Below are 25,899 nucleotides of genomic sequence, written 5' to 3'. Positions count from 1 at the left end.
CGTATGTCCAGAATCAATAAGTTCGTACTTACAGTCAGTCTGCTGATTTTTATCATGATTTCAGCAGTTGCCTGCGGGATCTACACTCAAATGGTAAAGGAACGGGTGTATAGCCTGAAACAGTCCGTTATTGATACTGCTTTTGCGGTGGCAAATATTGCTGAATATCGGCGTAGCGTGGCAATTGATCTTATCAACACGCTAAATCCCACGGAGGAACAGCTGTTGGTTGGTTTGCGCACAGCTTACGCCGACTCGGTTTCCCCCTCTTATTTGTACGATGTCGGTCCTTATCTGATTTCCAGTGACGAATGTATTCAGGTAAAGGAGTTCGAGAAAAATTATTGTGCAGATATTATGCAGGTTGTGAAGTATCGACATGTCAAAAATACAGGGTTTATCTCTTTTGACGGTAAAACCTTCGTCTATTACCTCTATCCGGTAACTCACAATCGTAGTCTGATATTTTTGCTTGGTCTGGAGCGTTTTTCTTTACTGTCAAAATCGCTGGCGATGGACAGCGAGAACCTGATGTTCTCTCTATTTAAGAACGGTAAACCGGTGACCGGTGATGAATATAATGCTAAAAACGCCATCTTCACCGTTTCGGAAGCGATGGAGCACTTCGCCTATTTGCCGACCGGATTGTATGTATTTGCGTATAAAAAAGATGTTTATTTGCGGGTTTGTACATTGATTATTTTCTTTGCCGCATTGGTGGCAGTGATATCGGGTGCCAGTTGCCTCTATCTGGTACGCAGAGTGATTAATCGTGGTATTGTGGAGAAAGAAGCCATCATTAATAACCATTTTGAACGCGTACTGGATGGCGGGCTTTTCTTTTCGGCTGCCGATGTCAAAAAACTCTACAGTATGTATAACTCGGCGTTCCTGGACGACCTGACCAAAGCAATGGGCAGAAAATCCTTTGACGAAGATTTAAAAGCGCTGCCGGAAAAAGGCGGTTATTTGTGCCTGTTTGACGTCGATAAATTCAAAAACATTAACGACACCTTCGGTCATTTGCTGGGCGATGAAGTGTTGATGAAAGTGGTGAAAATCCTTAAATCACAGATCCCGGTAGATAAAGGTAAAGTCTACCGCTTCGGCGGTGACGAATTTGCGGTGATTTATACGGGTGGAACGCTGGAAGAGTTGCTATCGATTCTAAAAGAAATCGTTCATTTCCAGGTGGGAAGCATTAATTTAAGTACCAGTATCGGTGTAGCACATTCAAATGAATGTCCTACCGTCGAACGCTTGAAAATGCTGGCGGATGAGCGGCTGTATAAGAGTAAGAAAAACGGCAGGGCACAGATTAGCTGGCAGTAATCATTATTCGCAGGCCGGACAAATGATTTTGCCCGGCCTGAATTAATTAAACCCGGCTACCCCACAAATCGTACTCATCGGCGTGCTCGACTTTCACACGCAGGATATCACCCGGCTTAACGTTGGTTTCACCATTGAGATAAACCGCGCCGTCGATTTCCGGTGCATCTGCCATGCTGCGACCAATTGCGCCTTCTTCGTCCACTTCGTCGATAATCACCAGAATTTCACGGCCCACTTTCTCTTGCAGGCGCTCGGCGGAAATCTGCTGCTGCAGCTGCATGAAACGGTTCCAGCGTTCTTCTTTCACTTCTTCCGGAACCTGGTCAGGCAGGGCATTGGCGTCTGCACCTTCAACCGGGCTGTATTTAAAGCAGCCAACGCGATCCAGACGCGCTTCTTTCAGGAAGTCGAGTAGCATCTGGAAATCTTCTTCCGTCTCGCCAGGGAAGCCGACAATAAAGGTTGAGCGTAGGGTCAGTTCCGGGCAGATTTCGCGCCACTGTTTGATGCGCGCCAGTTGGCGATCTACAGAACCCGGACGCTTCATCAGTTTGAGAATGCGCGGGCTGGCGTGCTGCAACGGAATGTCCAGATACGGCAGGATTTTGCCTTCTGCCATCAGTGGGATGACGTCGTCCACATGCGGATAAGGGTAAACGTAGTGCAGACGTGTCCAGATCCCCAGTTTCGATAACTGTTCGCACAGGCTGACCATGCTGGTTTTTACCGGCTCGCCGTTGTGGAAGCCAGTACGATGTTTAACATCAACGCCATAGGCGGAAGTATCCTGCGAGATCACCAGAATCTCTTTAACGCCCGCATCTACCAGACGTTTCGCTTCACTTAACACTTCGCCAATCGGACGGCTCACCAGGTCGCCGCGCATAGACGGAATAATGCAGAAGGTGCAGCGGTGATTACAGCCTTCAGAAATTTTCAGATAGGCATAATGACGCGGCGTCAGTTTCACACCTTGTTCTGGCACCAGGCTCAGGAATGGGTTGTGTTTCGGTTTCGGCACGTAGTGATGAACGTGCTCCAGAACCTGCTCATAGCTATGAGGCCCGGTGATTTCCAGCACTTTCGGGTGGACTTCGCGGATCTGATCTTCTTTTGCCCCCAGACAACCGGTCACAATAACCTTGCCGTTTTCATTCAACGCTTCACCAATGGCTTCCAGTGATTCTTGTACCGCGCTGTCAATAAAGCCGCAGGTGTTGACGATCACCATGTCCGCATCGTCATAGCTCGGTACCACGTCATAACCTTCAGTGCGGAGTTCGGTGAGAATACGCTCTGAATCAACAAGGTTTTTCGGACAGCCAAGGGAAACAAAGCCGATTTTCGGCTGGGGAGTTACTTTGCTCATAGCTTAAAAAATATTCAGTTACAGGAAAGGTCAGGGCAGGGATTCTACAGAGTTCTGGATAAAATTTGTATCGCAATCTCATTCGCTGGCGGAGGCGAAGGAAATGTAAATTTTGTTAATTCGGCGTGAATAATTGATCCTGGACAGCATTTTGCTCAAAAAATAGCCATACTATTTAATTGCAACAAGGCTGGAAAGAGGAGGATCGAAGTATGTTCGTTGACAGACAGCGAATCGATCTGCTGAACCGGTTGATCGACGCACGCGTTGACCTCGCCGCATACGTGCAACTGAGGAAGGCAAAAGGATACATGTCCGTCAGCGAAAGCAATCATCTACGAGATAACTTTTTTAAACTGAATCGCGAACTGCACGATAAATCGCTGCGGTTGAATCTTCATCTGGATCAGGAAGAGTGGAGTGCTCTTCATCATGCTGAAGAAGCATTAGCGACAGCCGCAGTATGTTTGATGAGTGGGCACCATGATTGCCCGACTGTTATTACCGTCAACGCCGATAAGCTTGAAAATTGTCTGATGAGCTTAACGCTGAGTATCCAGAGCCTGCAGAAGCACGCCATGCTTGAGAAGGCCTGAAAACTAAGGGGGAGAAAGCGTCTCCCCCTTCATGTTTAAGTTTTTGTAAAAATGAATTTGTTATCTCCTCCACTGACTACGCTTTAAGCCAGAGTCAATCCGGAGGCGTTATGCATCGACAATCCTTTTTCCTTGTGCCCCTTATTTGTCTTTCTTCCGCTCTCTGGGCGGCTCCTGCAACGGTAAATGTCGAAGTACTGCAAGACAAACTCGACCATCCCTGGGCACTGGCCTTTTTACCCGATAATCACGGTATGTTAATCACTCTGCGCGGCGGCGAGTTGCGTCACTGGCAAGCAGGAAAAGGATTATCTGCGCCGCTTTCCGGAGTTCCGGACGTTTGGGCGCACGGGCAGGGCGGCCTGCTGGACGTGGTTTTAGCGCCTGATTTTGCTCAGTCTCGCCGCATCTGGTTAAGTTATTCCGAAGTTGGCGATGATGGCAAAGCCGGAACTGCTGTGGGTTATGGCCGCTTAAGTGATGATCTCTCAAAAGTGACCGACTTCCGCACCGTCTTTCGCCAGATGCCAAAACTGTCTACCGGCAACCATTTTGGCGGGCGGCTGGTATTCGACGGTAAAGGTTATCTTTTTATTGCTCTGGGCGAAAACAATCAGCGCCCGACGGCGCAGGATCTGGATAAATTACAGGGCAAACTGGTGCGTCTGACCGACCAGGGCGAAATCCCGGATGATAATCCTTTTATAAAGGAATCCGGTGCGCGCGCCGAGATCTGGTCTTATGGCATTCGTAATCCGCAAGGAATGGCGATGAATCCGTGGAGTAATGCACTGTGGCTGAATGAACATGGCCCGCGCGGTGGTGATGAAATTAATATCCCGCAAAAAGGCAAAAACTACGGCTGGCCGCTGGCAACCTGGGGAATCAACTATTCAGGCTTTAAGATACCGGAAGCGAAAGGGGAGATCGTCGCCGGGACCGAGCAACCTGTTTTTTACTGGAAAGATTCGCCCGCTGTGAGCGGCATGGCCTTCTATAACAGCGATAAATTCCCCCAGTGGCAGCAAAAATTATTTATTGGCGCGCTGAAAGATAAAGATCTCATTGTGATGAGCGTCAACGGCGACAAAGTGACAGAAGATGGCCGTATTTTAACGGACAGAGGGCAGCGAATTCGTGATGTTCGCACTGGACCCGACGGTTATTTATACGTTCTCACCGACGAGTCCAGTGGGGAATTACTTAAAGTTAGCCCACGCAATTAGCTAACGGGAATCATCACCACTTTGCGCACTGCGGGGCGTTCAGTGAGTTGCTGATACCAGCGTTGCAGATTTGGACGCGGTGTCCAGGTCAGGCCAACGTTAAACAAATTGTAGATGAACGGTGCGATAGCGATATCGCCCACACCAAACTCGTCGCCAGAGAACCATTTTACTTTTGCCAGTTCCGCATCGAGCAGGGCAAACAGGGCGTCGCACTCTTTGCAACTGGCATCAATGGCGGCCTGATCGCGCTCTTCCGGTGGTGTTCTGACTAATCCCATCAGGATCCCGCGATGAGCATTACTGAGCGTCTGGTTTGCCCAGTCCATCCATTTTTCCGCTTCCGCACGACGTGCCGGTGAGTCGATCCACAGGCGTTTTTGCCCGTACTGTGCCGCCAGATAGCGGACAATGGCGTTTGATTCCCAAAGAATGAGATCACTTTCGTCGTCACGCAACAACGGCACCAGCCCGTTAGGGTTCATCGCCAGAAAATCAGCATCGTGATTTATCCCAAACTCACGGCCCGCGAGAATTTGCTCATAAGGTAGTTCCAGTTCTTCGAGCGTCAGCAATACTTTTTTTACGTTAGTTGAATTATTCCGACCCCACAGCGTAATCATACTCACCCCTTTTCCGACAGGCAGCCACAGGCTGAACAGGACCCCGATGGTGAAGTAAAGTTAACTTTTAAGCAACAGCTGGCAAAAAAATGACACCAGAAGCAGCGAAGCGGCAGGATATTGCATAAACTTTAAAAACTTTACCAACTTACGGTTTCTTTAAGTTTGTGTGTGCGTTATTAATCACCAAACTTATCATACGGCGATATAACGTATTTTTTTTGAATGGATACTCGGGTGGCATTTATGACGCAATACTCCTCTCTCCTTCGTGGTCTTGCAGCGGGTTCTGCATTTTTATTCCTTTTTGCCCCAACGGCATTCGCGGCGGAACAAACCGTTGAAGCGCCGAGCGTGGATGCGCGTGCATGGATTTTAATGGATTACGCCAGCGGTAAAGTGCTGGCAGAAGGCAATGCGGATGAGAAACTGGATCCCGCGAGCCTGACTAAAATCATGACCAGCTATGTGGTTGGGCAGGCGCTTAAGGCCGATAAGATTAAACTCACCGATATGGTGACGGTCGGTAAAGATGCCTGGGCGACGGGAAATCCGGCACTGCGTGGTTCATCGGTAATGTTCCTCAAACCGGGCGATCAGGTTTCGGTGGCAGACTTGAACAAAGGTGTGATTATCCAGTCCGGTAATGACGCCTGTATTGCGCTGGCTGATTACGTTGCCGGGAGCCAGGAGTCATTTATTGGTCTGATGAATGGTTATGCCAAAAAACTGGGTCTGACCAACACTACCTTCCAGACGGTGCACGGCCTGGATGCGCCGGGGCAGTTCAGCACCGCGCGCGATATGGCATTGCTGGGTAAAGCATTGATCCACGATGTGCCGGAAGAGTACGCCATTCATAAAGAGAAAGAGTTCACCTTCAACAAAATTCGTCAGCCTAACCGTAACCGTCTGCTGTGGAGCAGCAATCTGAATGTTGATGGCATGAAGACAGGAACCACGGCAGGCGCGGGATATAATCTGGTTGCTTCGGCTACCCAGGGCGATATGCGTTTAATCTCCGTAGTGTTGGGGGCGAAAACCGACCGTATCCGTTTTAATGAGTCTGAGAAATTATTGACCTGGGGTTTCCGCTTCTTTGAAACCGTGACGCCAATTAAACCTGATGCCACCTTTGTGACTCAGCGCGTCTGGTTTGGTGATAAGAGCGAAGTGAATCTCGGGGCAGGTGAAGCGGGCTCAGTGGCCATACCGCGTGGGCAGCTGAAAAACCTGAAAGCGAGTTATACGTTAACGGAACCGCAGCTTACCGCACCGCTGAAAAAAGGTCAGGTTGTCGGGACCATTGATTTCCAGCTTAACGGTAAATCCATTGAGCAGCGTCCGCTGATCGTGATGGAAAATGTGGAAGAGGGCGGATTCTTTGGTCGGGTGTGGGATTTCGTGATGATGAAATTCCATCAGTGGTTCGGCAGCTGGTTCTCTTAATCTTCTGATAACCGGATGGCGCGAAACGTCATCCGGTTATACGTCATTAATACATCAACTTAATGCGCTGCGTCTGCGCGTACTTCACATACTCATCTTCCGGGCAACAATCGCTCACCACAATATCAAAGCGTTTCAGGTCACCCATGCGCGCCGGACGCACCTTGCCAAATTTACTGTGGTCGACAACCAGCACATGCTTTTGCGCCATCGACATGGCCCAGTGTTTTACCGGCAACTCTTCAAGATTAAAACAGGTAGCGCCTTTACTGACATGCACGCCCGCCGCAGAATAAAAAGCGATATCCGGGCAAAAATTATTCAGCGTTTGCTGAAAATCGATGGGTTTGAAAATGGCGTTGCTGGCGTGAAATTCACCACCGCAAAGAAACGCGCGGCAATGGGGTTTCTCTTTCAGCGCCAGAAAGGTATTTAGCGAATAACAAACGGCGGTAAAAGGGATTTCATTATCAATCGCTTCAATAATCCACGGCGTGGTGGTGCCACAGTCAAAAAAGAGGGTCTGATCGGGTTCTACCAGCGTCGCAGCCAGTTTTGCCGCCCGGCGTTTTTCTTCCACCAGGCGGGATTTTTGATCGCTTAACAGGTAATGGCTGGCACTGCGCGGTTCCAGAACAATATAGCCGCCGAGCAAAACGACGGGCGCACTGTGGTTGTTCAGATCGCGACGAATCGTCATCTCCGAAACCCCAAGCAGGGCGGCGGCGTCTTTAAGATGTAACTTATCGCTGCGTTTTAATTCTTGCAGCAGCTGCCCGATACGCTCTTCGCGACGTGTTTCCATAATCCCTCTGAATAGTTATTGAAGCGAGCCGCTCAATACTACACTTTTTAGCAGAGATCAGTCACGCACCCAGCCTTTGCGGATCGGTAATGCAAAACAGACGCGATACCACGATTGCAGACGTTGATAGAGTTTATGCCCCATCGCTTGCCAGATAATCTGGGCACTAAGGCAGCCAATCATACCTGCCAGCAATCCACCGAGCATATCCAGCGGCCAGTGGACGCCAAGATAAACGCGCGACCAGGCAATGACGACGGCCAGCACCATTAAAAGTGAGCCGGACCACAGGCGATGCCAGCATAAAAATGCCAGTGCAAAGGTGAAAATCACCGTACCGTGATCGCTTGGGAATGAGTCATCCGCCGCATGATGCAGGAAGTTATAGCCGATATTTTCGACAAAGGGTCGGTCGTGCGGAAAAAGATGTCCCATCGTCCAGGACACAAACAGGCTGACCGCCAGCGCGATAGCGATTTTTATCACCAGTTGCCGTTGTGCTGTAAGCCCCCACAACCAAAGTACCACGGCCAGCAACGGCACCACGGTAATCAAATCTTTAGCAATAAAAATCGCCAACGAGATCATCCACGGAGCCGAGTCTGGCGTCGCGTTAATAAGAGAGAATAGAGAGAGATTCAAATTTTCCAGCATAACTTCCCGACGCAAAGTGATTAAAAGGGAGCCAATACAGGCAAGTCGTTGAGAATAAAGTGCAGGTTAAACTGGGTAAAGCGGCATCGTCTTATTTCCCTCAAGCGGCCTGTTTACGGTGGGTGATTGTAACGGGCATAGGTTAAATAAAACTTAAAGAAAGCGTAGCTATACTCGTAATAATGTAAGAATGTGCTTAACCGTGGTTTCAGCTACAAAATTCGCTTTCTCGTTAGCTGCGCTTTTATTAAACTCTGCGCGATTATTATTGGCGAAGAAATTGCATGCAAAATAAATTAGCTTCCGGTGCCAGGCTTGGACGTCAGGCGTTACTTTTCCCTCTCTGTCTGGTGCTTTACGAATTTTCAACCTATATCGGCAACGATATGATTCAACCCGGTATGTTGGCCGTGGTGGAACAATATCAGGCGGGCATTGATTGGGTTCCTACTTCGATGACCGCGTATCTGGCGGGCGGGATGTTTTTACAATGGCTGCTGGGGCCGCTGTCGGATCGTATTGGTCGCCGTCCGGTGATGCTGGCGGGAGTGGTGTGGTTTATCGTCACCTGTCTGGCAATATTGCTGGCGCAAAACATTGAACAATTCACCCTGTTGCGCTTCTTGCAGGGCATAAGCCTCTGTTTCATTGGCGCTGTGGGATACGCCGCAATTCAGGAATCCTTCGAAGAGGCGGTTTGTATCAAGATCACCGCGCTGATGGCGAACGTGGCGCTGATTGCTCCGCTACTTGGTCCGCTGGTGGGCGCGGCGTGGATCCATGTGCTGCCCTGGGAGGGGATGTTTGTTTTGTTTGCCGCATTGGCAGCGATCTCCTTTTTCGGTCTGCAACGAGCCATGCCTGAAACCGCCACGCGTATAGGCGAGAAACTGTCACTGAAAGAACTCGGTCGTGACTATAAGCTGGTGCTGAAGAACGGCCGCTTTGTGGCGGGGGCGCTGGCGCTGGGATTCGTTAGTCTGCCGTTGCTGGCGTGGATCGCCCAGTCGCCGATTATCATCATTACCGGCGAGCAGTTGAGCAGCTATGAATATGGCTTGCTGCAAGTGCCTATTTTCGGGGCGTTAATTGCGGGTAACTTGCTGTTAGCGCGTCTGACCTCGCGCCGCACCGTACGTTCGCTGATTATTATGGGCGGCTGGCCGATTATGATTGGTCTATTGGTCGCTGCTGCGGCAACGGTTATCTCATCGCACGCGTATTTATGGATGACTGCCGGGTTAAGTATTTATGCTTTCGGTATTGGTCTGGCGAATGCGGGACTGGTGCGATTAACCCTGTTTGCCAGCGATATGAGTAAAGGTACGGTTTCTGCCGCGATGGGAATGCTGCAAATGCTGATCTTTACCGTTGGTATTGAAATCAGCAAACATGCCTGGCTGAACGGGGGCAACGGACTGTTTAATCTCTTCAACCTTGTCAACGGAATTTTGTGGCTGTCGCTGATGGTTATCTTTTTAAAAGATAAACAGATGGGAAATTCTCACGAAGGGTAAAAAAATGCCTGACTGCTTTGTGCGATCAGGCATTCTCGAATCAATGGTGATGGTCGTCAATCTGGTGTTCGATAACCATCCCTTCACCTACGCTGGCAAGATGGCGAACATAAGGATGCGGGCGGTAAGCCGGAGCTGGCGCAGGAGCCACATAGACGGTTTGCGGCACAGTCGCGACGCTGACCGCTTGTGGAACGCTGACTGAATCAGGAACCACAACCACTTTGTATCCACTCGGCACATCGACGGTGACACTTTGCGCCATCGCCACACCAGTAAAGCCCATTAAAAGCGCGCCCAACAGTAGACAATTTTTCATAATCATTTCGCCTGAAATAATGCAGCGGGTTAATTTCCGCGAATTATGCAGCCTTCATTCAGGCATTGTGTTGCCGGGCGTGCTGCCGTTTTTATTGGTCAAATGGCGCTTCGTGTTTAAGAACTTTATCGATCACATCCAGTACGCCTTCACGGTTATTGGAGCCTGCGCGGTATTTTGCCGCTGCGACGACCGCGCTACCGGCATTTTCCATTGCAAAACTAAAGCCTGCCTGACGCAGCATCTCAATATCGTTACCGCCATCGCCAAAGACCACCACTTCGCTGTCGTCTATTCCCCATAATTTCTGCAGTTGGCGAAGGCCATTGGCTTTATGTACGCCGGGGATAATCAGATCGATGCTGCCGTTGCCGGTGTGGACCGACACCATAATATCGCCGATGGCCTCATGTAATGCTTTTTGTACTTGTGGAATCAGTTCATCGGAAAGATTCAGGCCAAACTTAAAGAAGATATCCTCTAAGTTGTCAAAGTTATGGACGTATTCCAGACGGTGATAATACATTTCCGCCACCGTTTTCATGGCATCGTCATATTTTTTGAGTGTATAGGCACTATTTTTTCCGCAGGCAATAATTTCCACTTCCGGGCGCGTCAGCAAATGTTCCACGACAGTAGCAAACGCATCCTTCGATAGCTCGCCATTAAAAACATCTTTGCCTCCTTCGCTCACTACCCAGCCGCCGTTTTCAGCCACAAAGGCAATTTCATTAGCAATTTCAGGGAAGAAAGAGATCAACTGATAATATTGATTCCCGCTGGCGACTACAAAGCGAATTCCTTGTGCTTTCATTTGCTGATACTGAGCCATAAACCGCTCACGGTTATAGGTTTTTTGATCGCTTAAGAAAGTACCATCCATGTCTACCGCAATTAATTTAATGCTCATCAACTATTCTCCATCGCCGTCTGCGTTTTGGTATCGGGTTTGGCGACGGCTTTCGCGACAATAGCCGCGAGAATAACCAGCGCCAGTACAACCAGCATTGCACTACGTAATCCATAATGTTCGCCGAGATAGCCCAGCAGCGGCGGCCCGACGAGGAAAGCCAGATAACCGGTCGTTGCTACCACACTGACGCGGGTTGGTGCATCGGGGCCGGTATCGCTGGCGGCAGAAATGGTCAGCGGGAAGCCCAGCGAGGCACCCAGTCCCCAGAGTACAACAGACACCCCAGCGACCCAGGCGCTATCGACAAAAATAATCAGCCCAATACCCAACGCCCCCATTAGTGCACTGGCCCGAACCACGGCAACGCGACTGTAACGGTCGATAAACCAACCGCCGGTGAAGCGTCCAACGGTCATCCCCAGGGTAAAACCGGCATAAATCAGCGAGCCGGAAGTAGGGCTAAAACCGTGACCGTCAACCATTAATAAGGGTAACCAGTCGTTGGCAGAACCTTCGGCAAAGGCCATCGCCAGCACCACAACACCTATCAGCAGCAACTGGATATCGCGATAAAAAGGTACGCCTTTTTCGCCATGCTGGGTGCCATCGGCAGCATTTTTGCCCGTACCGTCAGGGATTGCCTGAATGGCGATATAAATAGGTGCGATACCTACCAGCGCCGCCAATAAAATGTGCACCGTTGCCGGAACGCCAAAGGCCGTCAGTGCCATCCCGACACCTGCGCCTGCCAGCGTGCCCAGGCTATAAAAACCGTGCATCATCGGCAAAACCGTCTTATTCATTTCTCGCTCAACGGCAGCACCTTCAACGTTTATCGCCACTTCCGCAGAACCAAAACTTGCCCCAAAGACGCCGAGACCAACGGCAAAGAGCAGGGGCGATGTCAGCCAGAGTGCCAGACTTAATATCATCATCCCGATCAATGCGCAGGACATCGTGACCAGGATGACATTACGTGTCCCAAAGCGTTTCACTAACCACGCCGAGCAGAGAATACCGCTCATCGAACCGATCGACAGACCAAAGAGAACACCGCCCATTTCAGCGATCGAGACAGAGAGAATATCGCGGATAGCAGGCGTACGGGTTGCCCAAGACGCCATTAACAGGCCTGGCAAAAAGAAGAACATAAACAGCGCCCAGGTTCGGCGTTTCAATGCATTACGTGAAGAATTTACGGTCATAGATCACGTCAAAATAAGAAGAGGGAAGACAACATTAGCAAGGTTGTGTACATTTGTACACAATTGCAGAGAGAGGAAATGACATGCGTCGCGCTAACGATCCGCAACGGCGAGAAAAAATTATCCAGGCCACGCTGGAGGCGGTGAAACTTTACGGAATACATGCTGTTACGCACCGCAAAATTGCTACCCTTGCCGGGGTACCGTTGGGATCGATGACCTACTATTTTTCAGGAATTGATGAGTTGTTACTGGAGGCGTTCAGCAGTTTTACTGAGATCATGTCCCGGCAATATCAGGCATTTTTTAGCGATGTTAGTGATGCTCCGGGCGCATGCCAGGCTATCACCGATATGATCTACAGCTCACAGGTTGCAACGCCGGATAACATGGAGCTGATGTACCAGCTCTACGCGCTGGCTAGCCGAAAACCGCTATTAAAAACGGTAATGCAAAACTGGATGCAGCGCAGTCAGCAAACGCTCGAACAATGGTTTGAACCCGGAACCGCCCGCGCGCTTGATGCGTTTATTGAGGGGATGACGCTGCATTTTGTCACCGACCGTAAGCCGCTATCGCGCGAGGAGATTTTGAGGATGGTTGAGAGGGTTGCAGGGTAGTAGATAAGTTTTAGATAACAAAAAACCCATTTATGTAAACGGGTTAATGAAAACAATAACTTAGAGTAAAAACAATAAGTTGGGTTGGTGGTCAGTGGTGGTTATTACGGGGTAATGCCAACCGCTGCCGCCACTTTGTCGCCACTTGGCAGCGTTGCCAGAGGATTGAAACGGAGCGCCGTTTCCAGATGATCCGGTGCCAGATGTGCGTAACGCATAGTCATTTTTATATCGTGGTGCCCGAGAATTTTTTGTAAAGCCAGAATGTTTCCACCCGACATCATGAAGTGCGCCGCAAACGTATGGCGCAGAACGTGTGTGAGTTGACCGCGAGGGAGCACGATAGACGTTTTTTCCATCACGGATAAAAATTGAAAATAGCAGTCTGTGAAGAAATTGAACCCATCAAGCGCCATGATCTCTTCGTAAAGCTCTTTACTGATAGGGATGCTTCTGTTTTTCTTCCCCTTCGTTCTTACAAAGGTAATTCGGTATTTGGTCACCTGTGAGCGGGTAAGATTTACGGCTTCTCGCCAGCGTGCGCCTGTGCTTAAGCATATCTTAACTACCAGTGCCAGAATTGGGTCCTGACGTTTGCAATCAGCTAGTAATTCAACAATCTGCTCATGGGTAAGCCATGCCATCTCTTTTTCTGCGATGGTGAATTTTCGCATGTTCTCCAGTGGGTTCGGATACGACCATTCGCCCAGGCGGGATAGTTCGCTAAAAACACTACTTAGATAGCTTTGCTCCAGGTTAATGGTGACCGGGCTTGCTCCTTTCTTCCATTTCTCACTGAAGTAGATCTCACCTGTCAGGCGTTTATCTCGATAGTGGGCAAACATTTTAGAGGTTAGATCAGTTGCAAGGGGATTGCCCAGAGCGTCAACCATCAGCAGCAATTTGTCATAGACATGCTGCCCAGCAGTCAGAGATTTACCATGTAGTTTGAACCATAGCTCAACCACGTCTTTCAGTGTTCGACGATCCACTGATTCACCCAGCCAGGGCTTTGCTTCGGTTTCTTCCATCGTGTGACGCTCAAAAGCCAGTGCTTCGCCTTTGGTGGCGAATTGTTTACGCACACGACGCCCACTACGTCCGGCGGGGTAACATTCGCAAAGCCATTTTCCTGTGGTGAGTTTTCGTACTGCCATAATAAAGCCCTCATATCAGAGGGCTAAATTTAACTGTATGTTTGACCAGTGGTCAATGTATGGTTTAGTTTATTCAAACAATGCTTTTAATCAAATGATGTGGCCAGTTCAATTAATTCAATGTAATTATGTAAGGCATAAAAAGATGTATTCAGACCATTCTCTATAAGGGCTCCTTGCAAATACTTTATAGCTGTATCACCATCAATAGGGCCTTGTTGAGATATAATCATTAGTGAATTTTGCCCATTGTTTTTTATACTTGATTTAAGCATGTTTATATTATTAATAAAATACAATGCAACATCTAAGTAATTTATTAATGTTAAATTTATTTTGGGCTCGATCTGTGAGATGAATAATCTACTGCTCGCCGTTCTATAGATATAATTGACACCTATTCTTTGCTGATTTGTATCAAGATTTAATTCAAGGATGGCTTGAGAAACACCTTTTAAATTGGAGCTTTGCTTTATCGAATCAGTGAAACGTTGTGCTGCATTTCTTCGACCAATTAGTCCATCTATAATTTGACGATCCTTATCATATATAATCATTAGCGAAATTATAAAAATATAATCTACTTTCTTTTTGACTAAATCAGATTTAAGAATGTCTATTAACCTTTCAGTATTTCGGATTGAGTCTCTTAGATTTAACCCAAATGCTTCAAATACGTTGGAAATATTTATTGAAAAGTCTTCTAATGTTGCTGTTAGTGGGTATGTTTTTGATGTGATATTTTCAAAATCGGTACCAATATAATCACCAACAACACCATTAATTAAATCTTTAAGTTCAGGTTGTTTTAAAGTAAATCTTCTATGAAAAAAACGGCCTAAATAGTCATTTGCGGAAAAATCATTACCGTAAACATTCTTGATTGAATGTTGTAATTGATCTGTGTCAGTAGCAATAATAAAGACAAAATTTTTAATATCGAATATATGTTTAACAATCTCTAAAAGAGAAATTGCATAATCTGGCCTGCATCTGTCTAATTCATCTATAAAGATAAATATAGGACATGAAAAACTATTTTCATATGCCAACCTAGACCATAACGTTAGTTCTTTTTTTAATACCTTAATGCTCTTCAGTTTTTCCTGGTGTTCCTTCAGCATTATTAATGAGGCTTCTTTGGCTATATCACCTACGTTATCTACTCCTGCATAAGTCTTGATTAGGCCAGATATGATTTCAGGTAGAACACCTTTTGTAAAGCGTCCGATAGCATGGCCGCTTTGTATCAATCGAGCATCAAGTTTTCCTGCATATGTTTGCAATTGTTGTGACAAAGAAGAAAAAAGGGTTAAAAATGCATCATCAGAAAAGTCTTGCTTCCAGGCATCAATGTAAACGCATGGGTGTGCATCTTTTATTGAGTTATAAAATCTCTTTATGAAAAAACTTTTACCAGCTCCCCATTCTGCATTAAGGTTGATTACCGTGTTGTTCTTTTGCCCCTTTTCCTTAAGATAAAAATATAGATATTCTGCATAGTGTCTCCGATTAAGTTTGTCTTTGGAAAGAATTTCCTCTTCGTCGTCTAATATAAAGGTAGTTTCTTCATCCCAGTTCCAATTACAATCACCAAATTTCACTATGAAGTCTCCATGAAAAATTTACTTAATGTAAACAACTTATAATAACTTTTGCAATAAACTCAATATCTGTAAGCGAACATTCAAAAGAGTGATTTTGGGATGAAATATAAACTCGTCCTTTAGGTAGTCGAGTTATCATTCTAAATGAATTCTCTCCATCAATATTTACTAGCCACTTACCATCATGTACATCTTTAAAACCCATTTCACATATTAATTCAGAGTCTTCGGTAGATACTACGAATGCATTTTTTAAATTGGAAGGTAGAAAGCATGGGTCAAATAAATATGAGCCATCATTTATTAACTTGCCATTGATTAATACTTTTTTCACTAATGTTAAAGTATCTTTATTTTTTGCGTTTTTCATTTCTCCTGTACCAAATGAAATCCATTCAATAGAATGGCCCGTTTCTATTGCACACTGCAAAACCCAGTCTGCAGGAAAAATGTCACGCATGTATCGTGTGGCTAATGTGCTTTTTGAAATACCTAGGTGATCAGCTAATGCTTGGCGCGTTTTGTAACCGTAAGCCTCGACAATTCGTTCTATTGTTGCCTTACCCCCTCGGTTAAAATTCATGAGTTTTTCATTATCGAACTTTATAGTGGGAATGTATACTTCATTGCAAAGGCCATTAACGGCATGTTTTTCAGAATATTGCTCTGATGAAGGAGCAGTATCTGAACCAAGAACTAACCATTCAATTGATGCTCCTGTTTCTATGGAACATATAACAACCCAATCTGCAGGAAAGGTATTACGTGCATATCTGTTGGCCATAGTACTTTGGGAAATACCTAGATGATTACATAATGCCTGTCGTGACTTGAAGCCATAGGCTAGGAGTATACGCTCAATAACTTTTTGCCCTCCACGATTCTGCATAACTATTGCTTTCAGATCGTTTTTGATATGGCTAAATTTTAATTTTTGAGTTGACATATTTTTTACACCACAACAAATGCTTTACCAAGCATAAAAACATTCCTATATTACTCAAAGTACTTAACTGTTATGCTTATAATTTTTCCAATAATTTCGATTTCTTCTTTTTTACATTCGAAAGCCCTATTTCCACCTTCAACTAAGATTCTTCCACCAGGTAAACGAGTGATATCGCGGATTGTTACTTCGGCATCAATACTTATTACCCATTTGCCGTCACGAATATCGTTAAACTCTTTATCGCAAATAAAAACGGAATTGTTATCGGTGATTACAAACGGATTTTTGAGCGTAGATGGTAGAAATTCTTTATCGAAAATATAAAAACCATCTTCCTGCAAGGTTCCATCAGATAATACATATTTAACGACTTCCATAGTATTTGTATTACCTGAAGTTTGCTTTGAACCATGTCCGGTCGTGAGCCAGTTAAGCGAGGCGCCCGTTTCAAGTGCGCACTGGATTACCCATTCAGCAGGGAATGAGTCACGCATATAGCGTGTGGCGAGAGTACTTTTAGAGATTCCTAAGTGATCGCACAACGCCTGTCGAGTCTTGAAGCCATATGCTTCTACCATGCGCTCTATAGCGCCTCGTCCGCCTTTCTCCAAATTCATGGTCACTCCAAGTGAACTTTTGTCTTGACGATTTCATTATGCGATCGTATGTTTATGATGTTCACAAAATACAAACGATCCGTATTCGTCCTGATTAATCAACATTAAACGAGGAATGTTGCATCATGAAACCTAACATTTCAATCACTCTTACCACGCCTCATGTGACTATTGAACGTTATAGCGAGCTGACAGGGCTATCCATCGATACTATCAATGACATGTTGGCTGATGGACGTCTTATCCGTCACCGTCTGCGGAAAGATAAAAAACGCGAAAAAGTGATGATCAACATAGCAGCCATGACCGTTGATGCGCTTTCAGAATGCAATCTAAACCTTAATTAGTTCGATTCTGAAATACATCAGAGGCATTGACCATGTTTGATTACCAAGTTTCCAAACACCCGCATTTTGATGAAGCCTGTAGAGCTTTTGCACTTCGTCACAATATGGCGAAGCTGGCAGAACGTGCAGGAATGAATGTCCAGACTCTGCGAAACAAACTCAACCCAGATCAACCGCATCAGCTCAATGCGCCAGAAATCTGGCTGCTTACCGATCTGACTGAAGATTCAACGCTGGTAGATGGCTTTCTGGCACAGATTCACTGCCTGCCATGTGTACCGATTAATGAGGTGGCAAAAGAGAAACTGCCGCATTACGTCATGAGTGCAACTGCAGAGATAGGGCGTGTCGCGGCAGGTGCGGTTTCTGGCGATGTAAAAACCAGTGCAGGCCGTCGTGATGCGATCAGCAGCATTAACTCTGTTACACGACTGATGGCGCTGGCTGCTGTTTCATTGCAGGCCCGTTTACAGGCTAATCCTGCGATGGCGAGTGCAGTTGATACCGTGACTGGCCTCGGTGCTTCATTCGGTTTGCTGTGAGGTGCTTATGCTGACGAAAGAACCATCATTTGCATCGCTGCTGGTAAAACAAAGTCCGGCAATGCACTACGGTCACGGCTGGATCATGGGTGAGGATGGTAAACGCTGGCATCCGTGCCGTTCACAAGATGAATTGCTGGCAGAACTATCAACGAAAAAACGGGGGAACCAATGGCTATTGAAGGCGCTGCGGCGACTGTTCCATTAAGCCCCGGTGAACGCCTGAATGGACTTAATCATATTGCGGAATTAAGAGCGAAAGTTTTTGGCCTGAATATTGAGTCAGAGCTTGAGCGGTTTATTAAAGATATGCGTGATCCACGGGATATCAATAATGAACAAAATAAACGGGCACTGGCTGCCATATTCTTTATGGCAAAAATTCCAGCTGAACGTCATAGCATCAGCATTAATGAGCTGACCACTGACGAAAAGCGGGAGCTGATTAAAGCAATGAATCATTTTCGTGCAGTGGTGAGCTTATTTCCCAGACGGCTAACCATGCCGAATTAACCAACTAATGAAATTCATGGCGTAAACCCGCCAGGCATCCCTTTATCTAAATTCAGGAGAATTGATTATGCGTAATATTGAAACCCTCACGACTAAAACCGGACCGGATGATGCAGGGCTTAATATTTTACTGACAGAGGCTCGTCTGGAAGAACGCCGGGCAAGGGCTGAAGCAATGGCAGCTCGCCTTGATAGCCTGGCGTGTCATATCACATCCCGCCAGCTAAACCACGTCGAAGCGGCAGAACTGCTGCGTGTGACTGCTGAAGCAATCCAGAACGAAGCGCAGGAGATCCACTGATGGCTGATGCAATGGATCTCGTACAGCAGCGCGTTGAAGAAGAACGCCAGCGTCATATCCGTGCTGCCCGCGCCAAAACGCCGGGCGTATCCCGCGTGCTTTGCATTGAGTGTGAAGCACCAATTCCGCCAGCACGACGTCGCGCCATTCCGGGTGTGCAGCTTTGCATTACCTGTCAGGAAATCGCAGAGCTGAAAGGCAAACATTACAACGGAGGTGCTGTATGAGCACCATCCTGAAATGGGCGGGTAATAAAACCGCCATTATGCCAGAACTGAAAAAATACCTTCCTGCTGGCCCGCGACTGGTTGAACCTTTCGCGGGTTCTTGTGCTGTGATGATAGAGACGGATTACCCCAGCTATCTTGTTGCGGATATTAATCCTGATTTAATCAACCTCTATAAAAAGGTTGCTGCTGATTGCGAGGCGTTTATATCTCGTGCCAGAGCTTTATTTGAGGAAGCAAACAGGGAGGTGGCTTATTACAACATAAGGCAGGAGTTTAATTACTCCACTGAAATTACTGATTTCATGAAAGCGGTATATTTCCTGTATCTCAATCGTCATGGTTACCGTGGGTTATGTCGCTATAACAAGAGCGGGCATTTCAACATTCCCTACGGGAATTATAAAAATCCGTATTTCCCTGAAAAAGAAATTCGCAAATTTGCAGAAAAAGCCCAGCGAGCAACGTTTATCTGCGCCAGCTTTGATGAAACGCTGGCGATGTTGAAGGCGGGGGATGTGGTGTATTGCGATCCGCCTTATGACGGTACGTTTTCCGGCTATCACACTGATGGCTTCACTGAGGATGACCAGTATCACCTGGCATCCGTTCTTGAACATCGATCATCTGAAGGTCATCCGGTCATTGTTTCTAACAGTGACACATCCCTGATTCGTTCGCTGTATCGCAATTTCACTCACCACTACATCAAGGCAAAACGCAGCATCGGCGTGTCGGCTGGCGAGAGTAAATCTGCAACAGAAATCATTGCTGTTTCCGGGGCGCGCTGCTGGGTGGGATTTGATCCTTCGCGTGGCGTGGATAGTTCTGCTGTGTACGAGGTGCGTGTATGAGTCATGATGATATGAGCAACTCTAGCGGCTTTAACGAGGCCGCTGCAGCATTTTCATGGAACGGCCCGAAAAAGGCCATTAACCCTTATCTGGACCCGGCGGAAGTTGCGCCGGAGTCTGCACTTTCAAACATGATCACTCTGTACGCTGCCGATAACGAGCAGGAACAGCTGCGCCGCGATGCACTGAGTGAGCAGGTCTGGGAGCGTTATTTCTTTAATGAATCCCGTGATCCTGTCCAGCGCGAAATGGAGCAGGATAATCTCATTAGTCGGGCAAAGCTGGCGCATGAGCAGCAGCGTTTTAACCCGGACATGGTCATTCTGGCGGACGTCAGCGCCCAGCCCACCCACATCAGCAAGCCGCTGATGCAACGTATCGAATACTTCAGCAGCCTGGGCAGGCCAAAGGCTTATTCCCGCTATTTGCGTGAGACGATTAAGTCATGTCTGGAGCGACTGGAGTATGTACGCGACAGTCAGCTATCCGCTTCTTTCCGTTTTATGGCAAGCCATCAAGGGCTTGAGGGCCTGCTGATCCTGCCTGAAATGAGTCAGGATCAGGTAAAACGCCTGTCCACCTTGGTAGCAGCGCATATGAGCATGTGTCTTGAGGCCGCTTGTGGTGATTTGTATGCCTCCGATGACGTTAAGCCAGAAGAAATCCGCAAGACATGGGAAAAGGTGGCAGCGGAAACCCTGCGTCTGGATGTTATCCCGCCTGCGTTTGAGAAACTCCGTCGGAAAAGAAACCGCCGCAAACCCGTGCCCTATGAACTCATACCGGGTTCGCTGGCACGTATGCTTTGCGCCGACTGGTGGTATCGAAAATTGTGGAAGATACGTTGCGAATGGCGGGAAGAGCAGTTGCGTGCTGTCTGCCTGGTCAGCAAAAAAGCATCTCCCTATGTCAGCTATGAAGCAGTGACGCATAAACGTGAGCAGCGCCGCAAGTCGCTGGAGTTTTTCCGTTCTCATGAACTGGTGAACGAAGACGGCGACACGCTGGATATGGAAGATGTGGTAAACGCCAGCAGCAGCAACCCGGCGCACCGCCGCAATGAGATGATGGCCTGTGTTAAAGGTCTGGAGCTTATCGCGGAAATGCGTGGTGACTGCGCCGTTTTCTACACCATTACCTGTCCGTCACGTTTCCATTCTACGCTCAATAACGGCAGACCAAACCCAACCTGGACAAATGCGACGGTAAGACAAAGCAGCGATTATCTGGTCGGCATGTTTGCTGCATTTCGTAAGGCTATGCACAAAGCCGGGTTGCGCTGGTATGGCGTGCGGGTGGCTGAGCCGCACCATGACGGTACTGTGCACTGGCATCTCATGTGTTTCATGCGCAAAAAAGACCGCCGCGCCATTACTGCATTGTTGCGTAAGTTTGCCATCCGTGAAGACCGCGAGGAACTGGGCAATAACACGGGTCCACGCTTTAAGTCTGAGCTGATAAACCCGCGCAAAGGAACGCCGACAAGCTACATCGCGAAATACATCAGTAAGAACATTGACGGACGTGGTCTGGCTGGCGAGATCAGCAAGGAAACGGGTAAATCCCTGCGTGATAACGCCGAATACGTTAATGCCTGGGCGTCTCTGCATCGTGTTCAGCAGTTCCGCTTCTTTGGTATTCCGGGGCGTCAGGCGTACCGTGAACTTCGCTTGCTGGCTGGTCAGGCGGCAAGGCAACAGGGTGACAAAAAAGCAGGTGCGCCGGTACTGGATGACCCGCGCCTTGATGCCATCCTGGCTGCCGCTGATGCTGGCTGTTTTGCCACCTACATCATGAAGCAGGGCGGCGTACTGGTTCCCCGCAAATATCACCTTATCAGAACAGCTTATGAAATTAACGAAGAGCCGACCGCTTATGGCGATCACGGTATTCGTATTTATGGCATCTGGTCACCCATTGTACAGGGCAAGATCTGCACTCATGCAATGAAATGGAAAATGGTTCGTAAGGTCGTTGACGTTCAGGAGGCGGCAGCCGACCAGGGCGCTTGCGCCCCTTGGACTCGTGGCAATAACTGTCCCCTTGCTGAAAATTTGAGCCAACAAGGGAACGACAAATCAGCTGATGGGGATATCAGAACGGACATTACCCGCATGGATGACAAGGAGTTGCACGATTACCTGCACAGTATGAGCAAAAAAGAGCGCCGGGAACTGGCTGCAAGGTTACGCCAGGTGAAACCGAAACGGCGTAAAGACTACAAACAGCGAATTACAGACCATCAGCGACAGCAGCTCGTCTATGAACTGAAGTCCAGAGGATTTGATGGCAGCGAGAAAGAAGTCGATTTACTCCTTCGCGGCGGCAGTATTCCGTCAGGAGCAGGCCTGCGTATCTTCTATCGGAACCAGCGTTTGCAGGAAGATGATAAGTGGCGGGAGCTGTATTAATTACGCGGGTTAACAATTCGTGCTCTTAATAATACCAGGTATATCAGGCTGATGAACGTAAAAAAACGTTTTACATCAGTAAGATTATTATATACTGTAAATATAAACAGTGATTATATATACAGTATTGTTTTGGTGTCATAGGAGGAAAGATGCAGGACTATTTTTTGGAGTCTTTGAAGCTCCAGCGCATTGATTTTTTTCTTAAGCTTGTAGCGGCTAGTGAGTGTAGTGATGAAGAGAAGGGGCTGGCTCTGCAGTGGGTTTCTGAGTTGACTGATGAACTCATGGCAAAAATCAGAACTCACGAATACAACCGCTCAATGGATGTCATCAGTTGAGGTGACTTTTATGCGCATTGAAATAATGATCGATAAAGAGCAGAAGATTAGCCAGTCTACCCTGGACGCCCTTGAATCCGAGCTTTACCGCAATCTGCGCCCCCTGTATCCCAAAACGGTAATTCGCATTCGCAAAGGTAGCTCTAACGGTGTGGAACTAACCGGACTGCAACTGGACGAAGAAAGAAAACAAGTGATGAAAATTATGCAGAAGGTGTGGGAAGACGACAGCTGGCTGCATTAAGAAACGTTGCTGGCGTCTGAACTTGCTTCTGGCGTCAGCAAGGTTGAACAACGAGCCCTTGCGAGGCGTTAGCTCTGTAGTGCATGTCTATGCCGCATGAGATCGCATGATCGTTTGAGGATCGTTTTTGCTAAGGCCCGCCAGAACTGGCGGGCTTTTGCGTAGATCATGCAGGTGCATGAAAACCACTACATAAAGCGGGCAGGCGTGGCGGGGATACGAGCGCGCGCTAACTAAAAAGCTAGAGAATCTGTGAATTTTTCAATAGTATTATTCTTAGTTAACTAAAGGAGAATCTTATCATGGCAGAAAACGGACCTCGTGAAGACTTGGCGAAGCTGGTGTCCCATAAACTATTGGAAAGATTTAAGTGGAAGCAACACGGTCCGACCGATCATGATTTTCCGTGTACTGAACAAGAATTACACAAGCCAGCGGAAAAAACGCAAGACCACACACATCCAGTTGATATTGTCTTTCATTATAAAGATCCTTACTTAAATAAAATTGTTTATCTAAATACTGATTTGAAAAGTTATTCAAAAGGGTCTTTAAATTCTAAAATGGTTGAAAATGCTTTAGATTCCTTAGCAAAAACTATTCATTGTGCGCAGAATAGTCAGGTATGGAAAAGTCGCTATGAGACAACCATGTCTAAAAGTGAAGTACGAGGGTTACTTTTTGTATATAATCATGATAATGACTATAAGCATAATTTCTATGACTATTTTTATCCTCCTAAACCCAAAAAAGGGAAAAGACCTGCGGCAGTTAATTTAGACAGAGTAAATGTATCTGAAAATCAGCAAATACATATAATTGAGCCACGAACTATTAGTTATCTTATGTCTGTTGTTGCTGATATGAACGAAATGATTGCGGAAAATAAATTCCCGCGTGATGATTATGGGTTCTATTATCCTCAATTAATACTTCATAAGGTTGTGACTGCAGAAGAATATCTTCCAGCTACAGTGGAAACTCTAACATCCCCCTACATGATAATTAAACATGGTCCAGTAATAGAATATAATAGAGCTAAAAAGGAGGACGAGCTGGTTTATCCTGAAGGGTTTATTGTTTATTACAACCGCTCCGGTAAAACAGACTTAGAGTTTAATTATTTATTAGATACTCTAGCTAACTACCAGATATTAAACTCAAAAAATAATATTAGAATTAGAGTAGCATGTATTGATAAAAGTGAGCACATACGGACTAATTTTATAAAAGCTATAGAAAAATTTTCATATCAGTGGGGATATGATGAATCTATGAAGGAAAAATTATTATCTATTGAGCTATATATTGTGCCTCTATCTCGAGAGCAATATTTAACAGAAGAAAGATCATGGGATGTTAAATAATGAGTGAAATACACAGTGTTACAGACAAAGCTTTATACGAGGCTTTATGCCAATCACGTGTCACTGATAATGATATGGTGGAATTGTTTTTATCCCGTGGAATTTTGGTGTCAAAAAAAACTGAGCGTAAGCAACTAGCAAAAAATTTCTCAAAGCTCACTCATGATTATTATTTGCATCAGAAAATTTCTGGAATATTTGGAGGTTTTTTAAGGCGAGAGAAATCTACGGCTATAGTTATTAAGAATAATATTGATAAGCCACTACTTGTTAAGGCTGCTAATAAGCTTAAAGATCAGCTGGAAAGCGAAGATGATATATGTCATGTAATCAGTGATAAAGATTTTATTAAAATTAGCATTACATACTTATCAACCAATTTTGGTAAAAGTGAATTTAACCAAGTAGAGAAGAAAACTGCTGTTTTTGAAATCGAGTCCCTTTCGGATGGTTTTTCAATTCGTAGGCCTGATAGTGAACAAGCTGAGATTTATAATAAAAAACTACTAAGTATTATCGAACAGGTTATACAAAAGGAAAAAGATATAGAAGCAACGACTTTAGATACAGAAGAAATCAACCTCGCGAACATCGATGACGCAGATAAAAGAACAGAATTTTTTAAGCGGCTCATCAATGGGTTGGATGGATATATTTTAGATGATGTTACGGATGTTCATATCTACCATCCTAAACCTGCTGTCATGGAGGAGGAAGATGGGGATTCTGAAACAGGAATACATATTAGCAAAGCATCTTTGAAAGGAGAGGGGGTGCTTAAATCTGAAGAGTTGAATTCTTTGTATGATAGAGGGTTTTATATTTGGAAAATAAGATGGAGAATAAAGGATAAATCTACTACTCCAGATCTTTATGATTTTGAAGCTCAGTTTAGTGATCCTTTAGAGTTTAAGAGCTTTTCATATATTTCTAGAGGGGTGAGGAAATATAAAGGTGCCGGAGAATATAATAAAAATCCGAGCCAATTACCGGATGATGAAGAATATCATTTTAAAAGACTTATTGAAAAAACGGCGCGTTCAATTATAATGGATATTAATAAAGAGTATGAGTGAGATAACAAATGAAAACACTGGATAAAATTAAGTGGAGCAGAGTGAAGTTATCAATAACCTTCTCTGAACTAATTGATTATTTTAAACGTAATTCTTATGATGAAAGTAAAGGTTATGGTTATACTTTTGTGAATTTTACTGAACATGAAGTTTCCGCTTCTTATGTTGAAAAGTCATTGCGTACAGAAGTTATTGTATCGCCCGCGGGAGATGAGATAGAACAAGATTTTTTAGAGTATGAAACCATAAAATTTGCATTAAAGCCCGTATCTAAAAATCTCTCTTTATTGGCTATTTTTAATCCCCCTAAATCTATAAAGAAATTGACGGATAGACTTAGTGTAGATTTCAATTATAGGGTTGGATTTGGTTCAATTACCTTAAATTTAAAGGAGTATATAAATTATCTAAGTTTACAGCATTCAATAAGTCTATTACATATTGATAAAATTAAAGTTAGCAATGTTGTGTTAAATGGGAACTCCAAGGCCTCGGTTGAGATAACTTCCACAAAAAATGCATTGTTAGAGCTAGAAAGTATTTTTACTAACAAAAAATATAATATAGATAAAGTTAGGTTGCATTGTTTGATTTACGGGGAACCTTCTTTTGTTGAGCTTTCAAAAAGCGCTTTTATTAATTCAGATTCTAATCATCTGGATTTTTACTCCGACTTCCTCATTCAGCAATTATCTAATGATGAATTTCGTTAATA

30 protein-coding genes are annotated in these 25,899 nt (G+C 45.8%); 19 read left to right on the top strand and 11 right to left on the bottom strand.

The genetic code is table 11. From position 1 onward, the window contains the following. Nucleotides 1-3: 3 nt before the first annotated feature. Entirely contained in the window at nt 4-1,332 is a 1,329-nt protein-coding gene (locus AB4H76_RS15245) for a GGDEF domain-containing protein (RefSeq protein WP_000086904.1), read from the top strand. A 46-nt stretch (nt 1,333-1,378) separates the two neighbouring features. Here AB4H76_RS15245 and rimO read toward each other — a convergent pair whose 3' ends face one another. Further along, complete coding sequence (gene rimO / locus AB4H76_RS15240) at nt 1,379-2,704, bottom strand: 30S ribosomal protein S12 methylthiotransferase RimO (protein WP_000049367.1); 1,326 nt, start codon at nt 2,702-2,704, stop codon at nt 1,379-1,381. A 212-nt stretch (nt 2,705-2,916) separates the two neighbouring features. Between rimO and bssR the strand changes: the two genes are divergently transcribed. Together bssR and yliI are read left to right on the top strand one after the other, a co-directional pair. Then, nucleotides 2,917-3,300, top strand: coding sequence for a biofilm formation regulator BssR (gene bssR / locus AB4H76_RS15235; RefSeq protein ID WP_000497137.1), 384 nt, complete (start codon nt 2,917-2,919; stop codon nt 3,298-3,300). A 110-nt stretch (nt 3,301-3,410) separates the two neighbouring features. Beyond that, the gene (gene yliI / locus AB4H76_RS15230; protein WP_077492838.1) at nt 3,411-4,526 is read left to right on the top strand and encodes an aldose sugar dehydrogenase YliI; all 1,116 of its coding nucleotides are present in this window, start codon (nt 3,411-3,413) and stop codon (nt 4,524-4,526) included. Here the strand turns inward: yliI and gstB are convergent. Beyond that, nucleotides 4,523-5,149, bottom strand: coding sequence for a glutathione S-transferase GstB (gstB, locus tag AB4H76_RS15225; protein WP_001295292.1), 627 nt, complete (start codon nt 5,147-5,149; stop codon nt 4,523-4,525). The two genes, yliI and gstB, sit on opposite strands and share 4 nt — an antisense overlap. A 246-nt stretch (nt 5,150-5,395) precedes the next feature. On the opposite strand from gstB, the gene dacC reads away from it, so the two are divergent. Further along, a complete protein-coding gene (gene dacC, locus AB4H76_RS15220; RefSeq protein ID WP_077492841.1) occupies nt 5,396-6,598 on the top strand; it encodes a serine-type D-Ala-D-Ala carboxypeptidase in 1,203 nt (400 codons plus the stop codon). A gap of 46 nt (nt 6,599-6,644) precedes the next feature. Here the strand turns inward: dacC and deoR are convergent, their stop codons facing one another. Both deoR and ybjG read right to left on the bottom strand, forming a co-directional pair. Then, nucleotides 6,645-7,403 carry a DNA-binding transcriptional repressor DeoR gene (gene deoR / locus AB4H76_RS15215; protein ID WP_000450121.1) on the bottom strand — a complete coding sequence of 253 codons (759 nt, stop codon included), beginning with the start codon at nt 7,401-7,403 and terminating at the stop codon, nt 6,645-6,647. A gap of 57 nt (nt 7,404-7,460) precedes the next feature. Continuing rightward, complete coding sequence (gene ybjG / locus AB4H76_RS15210; protein ID WP_001295291.1) at nt 7,461-8,057, bottom strand: undecaprenyl-diphosphate phosphatase; 597 nt, start codon at nt 8,055-8,057, stop codon at nt 7,461-7,463. 284 nt (nt 8,058-8,341) lie between these two features. On the opposite strand from ybjG, the gene mdfA reads away from it, so the two are divergent. Next, nucleotides 8,342-9,574 carry a multidrug efflux MFS transporter MdfA gene (mdfA, locus tag AB4H76_RS15205; RefSeq protein WP_001180089.1) on the top strand — a complete coding sequence of 411 codons (1,233 nt, stop codon included), beginning with the start codon at nt 8,342-8,344 and terminating at the stop codon, nt 9,572-9,574. A 40-nt stretch (nt 9,575-9,614) separates the two neighbouring features. Here mdfA and ybjH read toward each other — a convergent pair whose 3' ends face one another. The 3 genes from ybjH to AB4H76_RS15190 form a co-directional block, all read right to left on the bottom strand. After that, a complete protein-coding gene (ybjH, locus tag AB4H76_RS15200; RefSeq protein ID WP_000605480.1) occupies nt 9,615-9,899 on the bottom strand; it encodes a protein YbjH in 285 nt (94 codons plus the stop codon). Nucleotides 9,900-9,984: 85 nt separating this feature from the next. Further along, complete coding sequence (ybjI, locus tag AB4H76_RS15195; protein ID WP_085452638.1) at nt 9,985-10,803, bottom strand: 5-amino-6-(5-phospho-D-ribitylamino)uracil phosphatase; 819 nt, start codon at nt 10,801-10,803, stop codon at nt 9,985-9,987. Further along, nucleotides 10,803-12,011 carry an MFS transporter gene (locus tag AB4H76_RS15190; RefSeq protein ID WP_000217859.1) on the bottom strand — a complete coding sequence of 403 codons (1,209 nt, stop codon included), beginning with the start codon at nt 12,009-12,011 and terminating at the stop codon, nt 10,803-10,805. The genes ybjI and AB4H76_RS15190 overlap by 1 nt, the downstream gene beginning before the upstream one ends. An 83-nt stretch (nt 12,012-12,094) precedes the next feature. Here AB4H76_RS15190 and rcdA point away from each other — a divergent pair, with 83 nt between their 5' ends. Next, nucleotides 12,095-12,631 carry a DNA-binding transcriptional regulator RcdA gene (gene rcdA, locus AB4H76_RS15185; RefSeq protein WP_001295289.1) on the top strand — a complete coding sequence of 179 codons (537 nt, stop codon included), beginning with the start codon at nt 12,095-12,097 and terminating at the stop codon, nt 12,629-12,631. Nucleotides 12,632-12,735: 104 nt separating this feature from the next. Here rcdA and AB4H76_RS15180 read toward each other — a convergent pair whose 3' ends face one another. From AB4H76_RS15180 to AB4H76_RS15165, 4 genes are all read right to left on the bottom strand, one after another. After that, entirely contained in the window at nt 12,736-13,788 is a 1,053-nt protein-coding gene (locus AB4H76_RS15180) for a tyrosine-type recombinase/integrase (RefSeq protein ID WP_000290937.1), read from the bottom strand. 86 nt (nt 13,789-13,874) lie between these two features. Next, nucleotides 13,875-15,392 (bottom strand): KAP family P-loop NTPase fold protein, encoded by a 1,518-nt coding sequence (locus tag AB4H76_RS15175; protein ID WP_241359471.1) that lies wholly within the window; start codon nt 15,390-15,392, stop codon nt 13,875-13,877. A 25-nt stretch (nt 15,393-15,417) separates the two neighbouring features. Then, nucleotides 15,418-16,341 (bottom strand): phage repressor protein CI, encoded by a 924-nt coding sequence (locus tag AB4H76_RS15170; protein ID WP_000107166.1) that lies wholly within the window; start codon nt 16,339-16,341, stop codon nt 15,418-15,420. 50 nt (nt 16,342-16,391) lie between these two features. Next, nucleotides 16,392-16,961 carry a phage repressor protein CI gene (locus tag AB4H76_RS15165; protein WP_001047317.1) on the bottom strand — a complete coding sequence of 190 codons (570 nt, stop codon included), beginning with the start codon at nt 16,959-16,961 and terminating at the stop codon, nt 16,392-16,394. Between the two features lie 125 nt (nt 16,962-17,086). Here AB4H76_RS15165 and AB4H76_RS15160 point away from each other — a divergent pair, with 125 nt between their 5' ends. The 13 genes from AB4H76_RS15160 to AB4H76_RS15100 all read left to right on the top strand — a co-directional run bounded on the left by AB4H76_RS15160 (nt 17,087) and on the right by AB4H76_RS15100 (nt 25,897). Beyond that, nucleotides 17,087-17,308, top strand: coding sequence for a hypothetical protein (locus tag AB4H76_RS15160; protein WP_000804007.1), 222 nt, complete (start codon nt 17,087-17,089; stop codon nt 17,306-17,308). 32 nt (nt 17,309-17,340) lie between these two features. Continuing rightward, nucleotides 17,341-17,850, top strand: coding sequence for a phage regulatory CII family protein (locus AB4H76_RS15155; protein WP_000460902.1), 510 nt, complete (start codon nt 17,341-17,343; stop codon nt 17,848-17,850). 7 nt (nt 17,851-17,857) lie between these two features. Further along, the gene (locus AB4H76_RS15150) at nt 17,858-18,058 is read left to right on the top strand and encodes a phage filamentation protein Fil family protein (RefSeq protein ID WP_000956184.1); all 201 of its coding nucleotides are present in this window, start codon (nt 17,858-17,860) and stop codon (nt 18,056-18,058) included. Then, the gene (locus tag AB4H76_RS15145) at nt 18,022-18,363 is read left to right on the top strand and encodes a DUF5347 domain-containing protein (RefSeq protein ID WP_000963473.1); all 342 of its coding nucleotides are present in this window, start codon (nt 18,022-18,024) and stop codon (nt 18,361-18,363) included. The genes AB4H76_RS15150 and AB4H76_RS15145 overlap by 37 nt, the downstream gene beginning before the upstream one ends. Before the next feature lie 67 nt (nt 18,364-18,430). Next, a complete protein-coding gene (locus tag AB4H76_RS15140) occupies nt 18,431-18,664 on the top strand; it encodes a DUF2732 family protein (RefSeq protein WP_001244228.1) in 234 nt (77 codons plus the stop codon). After that, complete coding sequence (locus AB4H76_RS15135) at nt 18,664-18,891, top strand: TraR/DksA family transcriptional regulator (protein WP_000752613.1); 228 nt, start codon at nt 18,664-18,666, stop codon at nt 18,889-18,891. Before AB4H76_RS15140 ends, AB4H76_RS15135 begins: the two co-directional genes overlap by 1 nt. Further along, the gene (locus AB4H76_RS15130; RefSeq protein ID WP_000104133.1) at nt 18,888-19,745 is read left to right on the top strand and encodes a DNA adenine methylase; all 858 of its coding nucleotides are present in this window, start codon (nt 18,888-18,890) and stop codon (nt 19,743-19,745) included. Before AB4H76_RS15135 ends, AB4H76_RS15130 begins: the two co-directional genes overlap by 4 nt. Beyond that, nucleotides 19,742-22,156 carry a replication endonuclease gene (locus AB4H76_RS15125; RefSeq protein ID WP_420062604.1) on the top strand — a complete coding sequence of 805 codons (2,415 nt, stop codon included), beginning with the start codon at nt 19,742-19,744 and terminating at the stop codon, nt 22,154-22,156. The genes AB4H76_RS15130 and AB4H76_RS15125 overlap by 4 nt, the downstream gene beginning before the upstream one ends. Before the next feature lie 152 nt (nt 22,157-22,308). Beyond that, the gene (locus AB4H76_RS15120; RefSeq protein ID WP_001154434.1) at nt 22,309-22,497 is read left to right on the top strand and encodes a hypothetical protein; all 189 of its coding nucleotides are present in this window, start codon (nt 22,309-22,311) and stop codon (nt 22,495-22,497) included. 10 nt (nt 22,498-22,507) lie between these two features. Continuing rightward, complete coding sequence (locus AB4H76_RS15115; protein WP_001217575.1) at nt 22,508-22,741, top strand: DinI-like family protein; 234 nt, start codon at nt 22,508-22,510, stop codon at nt 22,739-22,741. Between the two features lie 302 nt (nt 22,742-23,043). Further along, nucleotides 23,044-24,108 (top strand): hypothetical protein, encoded by a 1,065-nt coding sequence (locus AB4H76_RS15110; protein ID WP_000829586.1) that lies wholly within the window; start codon nt 23,044-23,046, stop codon nt 24,106-24,108. Continuing rightward, a complete protein-coding gene (locus AB4H76_RS15105) occupies nt 24,108-25,184 on the top strand; it encodes a hypothetical protein (RefSeq protein WP_420062603.1) in 1,077 nt (358 codons plus the stop codon). The genes AB4H76_RS15110 and AB4H76_RS15105 overlap by 1 nt, the downstream gene beginning before the upstream one ends. A gap of 8 nt (nt 25,185-25,192) precedes the next feature. Further along, nucleotides 25,193-25,897 (top strand): hypothetical protein, encoded by a 705-nt coding sequence (locus tag AB4H76_RS15100; RefSeq protein WP_000853473.1) that lies wholly within the window; start codon nt 25,193-25,195, stop codon nt 25,895-25,897. The last annotated feature ends 2 nt before the right edge of the window (nt 25,898-25,899 follow it).

Source organism: Escherichia sp. UTM R2 (assembly GCF_048593455.1).
Classification (GTDB): Bacteria; Pseudomonadota; Gammaproteobacteria; order Enterobacterales; family Enterobacteriaceae; genus Escherichia; species Escherichia coli.
The sequence above is the reverse complement of the archived record's forward strand: the minus strand, read 5'-3'. Positions and strand labels throughout refer to the sequence as shown.

Excerpts from the sequence above, each read along its gene's own strand:
- AB4H76_RS15160 (WP_000804007.1), top strand. The coding sequence starts at position 17,087 with ATGAAACCTAACATTTCAATCACTCTTACCACGCCTCATGTGACTATT.
- AB4H76_RS15170 (WP_000107166.1), bottom strand. The coding sequence starts at position 16,341 with ATGTCAACTCAAAAATTAAAATTTAGCCATATCAAAAACGATCTGAAA.
- AB4H76_RS15155 (WP_000460902.1), top strand. The coding sequence starts at position 17,341 with ATGTTTGATTACCAAGTTTCCAAACACCCGCATTTTGATGAAGCCTGT.
- AB4H76_RS15135 (WP_000752613.1), top strand. The coding sequence starts at position 18,664 with ATGGCTGATGCAATGGATCTCGTACAGCAGCGCGTTGAAGAAGAACGC.
- AB4H76_RS15130 (WP_000104133.1), top strand. The coding sequence starts at position 18,888 with ATGAGCACCATCCTGAAATGGGCGGGTAATAAAACCGCCATTATGCCA.
- AB4H76_RS15140 (WP_001244228.1), top strand. The coding sequence starts at position 18,431 with ATGCGTAATATTGAAACCCTCACGACTAAAACCGGACCGGATGATGCA.
- dacC (WP_077492841.1), top strand. The coding sequence starts at position 5,396 with ATGACGCAATACTCCTCTCTCCTTCGTGGTCTTGCAGCGGGTTCTGCA.
- AB4H76_RS15105 (WP_420062603.1), top strand. The coding sequence starts at position 24,108 with ATGAGTGAAATACACAGTGTTACAGACAAAGCTTTATACGAGGCTTTA.
- AB4H76_RS15145 (WP_000963473.1), top strand. The coding sequence starts at position 18,022 with ATGGCTATTGAAGGCGCTGCGGCGACTGTTCCATTAAGCCCCGGTGAA.
- AB4H76_RS15125 (WP_420062604.1), top strand. The coding sequence starts at position 19,742 with ATGAGTCATGATGATATGAGCAACTCTAGCGGCTTTAACGAGGCCGCT.
- ybjH (WP_000605480.1), bottom strand. The coding sequence starts at position 9,899 with ATGATTATGAAAAATTGTCTACTGTTGGGCGCGCTTTTAATGGGCTTT.
- AB4H76_RS15180 (WP_000290937.1), bottom strand. The coding sequence starts at position 13,788 with ATGGCAGTACGAAAACTCACCACAGGAAAATGGCTTTGCGAATGTTAC.
- yliI (WP_077492838.1), top strand. The coding sequence starts at position 3,411 with ATGCATCGACAATCCTTTTTCCTTGTGCCCCTTATTTGTCTTTCTTCC.
- AB4H76_RS15110 (WP_000829586.1), top strand. The coding sequence starts at position 23,044 with ATGGCAGAAAACGGACCTCGTGAAGACTTGGCGAAGCTGGTGTCCCAT.
- AB4H76_RS15100 (WP_000853473.1), top strand. The coding sequence starts at position 25,193 with ATGAAAACACTGGATAAAATTAAGTGGAGCAGAGTGAAGTTATCAATA.
- AB4H76_RS15120 (WP_001154434.1), top strand. The coding sequence starts at position 22,309 with ATGCAGGACTATTTTTTGGAGTCTTTGAAGCTCCAGCGCATTGATTTT.
- bssR (WP_000497137.1), top strand. The coding sequence starts at position 2,917 with ATGTTCGTTGACAGACAGCGAATCGATCTGCTGAACCGGTTGATCGAC.
- rimO (WP_000049367.1), bottom strand. The coding sequence starts at position 2,704 with ATGAGCAAAGTAACTCCCCAGCCGAAAATCGGCTTTGTTTCCCTTGGC.
- AB4H76_RS15245 (WP_000086904.1), top strand. The coding sequence starts at position 4 with ATGTCCAGAATCAATAAGTTCGTACTTACAGTCAGTCTGCTGATTTTT.
- AB4H76_RS15115 (WP_001217575.1), top strand. The coding sequence starts at position 22,508 with ATGCGCATTGAAATAATGATCGATAAAGAGCAGAAGATTAGCCAGTCT.
- ybjG (WP_001295291.1), bottom strand. The coding sequence starts at position 8,057 with ATGCTGGAAAATTTGAATCTCTCTCTATTCTCTCTTATTAACGCGACG.
- gstB (WP_001295292.1), bottom strand. The coding sequence starts at position 5,149 with ATGATTACGCTGTGGGGTCGGAATAATTCAACTAACGTAAAAAAAGTA.
- AB4H76_RS15150 (WP_000956184.1), top strand. The coding sequence starts at position 17,858 with ATGCTGACGAAAGAACCATCATTTGCATCGCTGCTGGTAAAACAAAGT.
- AB4H76_RS15190 (WP_000217859.1), bottom strand. The coding sequence starts at position 12,011 with ATGACCGTAAATTCTTCACGTAATGCATTGAAACGCCGAACCTGGGCG.
- mdfA (WP_001180089.1), top strand. The coding sequence starts at position 8,342 with ATGCAAAATAAATTAGCTTCCGGTGCCAGGCTTGGACGTCAGGCGTTA.
- ybjI (WP_085452638.1), bottom strand. The coding sequence starts at position 10,803 with ATGAGCATTAAATTAATTGCGGTAGACATGGATGGTACTTTCTTAAGC.
- rcdA (WP_001295289.1), top strand. The coding sequence starts at position 12,095 with ATGCGTCGCGCTAACGATCCGCAACGGCGAGAAAAAATTATCCAGGCC.
- AB4H76_RS15165 (WP_001047317.1), bottom strand. The coding sequence starts at position 16,961 with ATGAATTTGGAGAAAGGCGGACGAGGCGCTATAGAGCGCATGGTAGAA.
- deoR (WP_000450121.1), bottom strand. The coding sequence starts at position 7,403 with ATGGAAACACGTCGCGAAGAGCGTATCGGGCAGCTGCTGCAAGAATTA.